This is a genomic window from Nostoc sp. UIC 10630 (assembly GCF_010747425.1).
Taxonomy (GTDB): domain Bacteria; phylum Cyanobacteriota; class Cyanobacteriia; order Cyanobacteriales; family Nostocaceae; genus Nostoc.
On the sequence record NZ_JAAGOG010000425.1, the window covers coordinates 1 to 1,569 of the forward strand.

Annotated in this window: 1 rRNA gene; it reads left to right on the top strand. The window is 54.0% G+C overall.

The window, feature by feature from the left end:
• The first annotated feature begins 1 nt into the window (after position 1).
• Positions 2-1,490: ribosomal RNA gene (locus G1O98_RS38130) — 16S ribosomal RNA — on the top strand.
• The last annotated feature ends 79 nt before the right edge of the window (positions 1,491-1,569 follow it).

Here is a 1,569-nt window from a genome sequence, read left to right on the forward strand (position 1 = left end):
CAAAACGGAGAGTTTGATCCTGGCTCAGGATGAACGCTGGCGGTATGCTTAACACATGCAAGTCGAACGGTGTCTTCGGACACAGTGGCGGACGGGTGAGTAACGCGTGAGAATCTGGCTCTAGGTCTGGGACAACCACTGGAAACGGTGGCTAATACCGGATGTGCCCTTGGGTGAAAGGTTAACTGCCTAGAGATGAGCTCGCGTCTGATTAGCTAGTAGGTAGTGTAATGGACTACCTAGGCGACGATCAGTAGCTGGTCTGAGAGGACGATCAGCCACACTGGGACTGAGACACGGCCCAGACTCCTACGGGAGGCAGCAGTGGGGAATTTTCCGCAATGGGCGAAAGCCTGACGGAGCAATACCGCGTGAGGGAGGAAGGCTCTTGGGTCGTAAACCTCTTTTCTCAGGGAAGAACACAATGACGGTACCTGAGGAATAAGCATCGGCTAACTCCGTGCCAGCAGCCGCGGTAATACGGAGGATGCAAGCGTTATCCGGAATGATTGGGCGTAAAGCGTCCGCAGGTGGCAATGTAAGTCTGCTGTTAAAGAGTCTAGCTCAACTAGATAAAAGCAGTGGAAACTACATAGCTAGAGTACGTTCGGGGCAGAGGGAATTCCTGGTGTAGCGGTGAAATGCGTAGAGATCAGGAAGAACACCGGTGGCGAAGGCGCTCTGCTAGGCCGTAACTGACACTGAGGGACGAAAGCTAGGGGAGCGAATGGGATTAGATACCCCAGTAGTCCTAGCCGTAAACGATGGATACTAGGCGTGGCTTGTATCGACCCGAGCCGTGCCGTAGCTAACGCGTTAAGTATCCCGCCTGGGGAGTACGCCGGCAACGGTGAAACTCAAAGGAATTGACGGGGGCCCGCACAAGCGGTGGAGTATGTGGTTTAATTCGATGCAACGCGAAGAACCTTACCAAGGCTTGACATGTCGCGAATCCTGGTGAAAGCTGGGAGTGCCTTCGGGAGCGCGAACACAGGTGGTGCATGGCTGTCGTCAGCTCGTGTCGTGAGATGTTGGGTTAAGTCCCGCAACGAGCGCAACCCTCGTTTTTAGTTGCCAGCATTAAGTTGGGCACTCTAGAGAGACTGCCGGTGACAAACCGGAGGAAGGTGGGGATGACGTCAAGTCAGCATGCCCCTTACGCCTTGGGCTACACACGTACTACAATGCTCCGGACAGAGGGCAGCAAGCATGCGAATGCAAGCAAATCCCGTAAACCGGAGCTCAGTTCAGATCGCAGGCTGCAACTCGCCTGCGTGAAGGAGGAATCGCTAGTAATTGCAGGTCAGCATACTGCAGTGAATTCGTTCCCGGGCCTTGTACACACCGCCCGTCACACCATGGAAGCTGGTAGTGCCCGAAGTCATTACTCCAACCTTTCGGGGAGGAGGATGCCTAAGGCAGGACTGGTGACTGGGGTGAAGTCGTAACAAGGTAGCCGTACCGGAAGGTGTGGCTGGATCACCTCCTTTTTAGGGAGACCTACACCCCTTACATATCGAAAAACATACAGTTAAATAGATAGTAAGTTGGTCTAACCTAGGTCGGTCG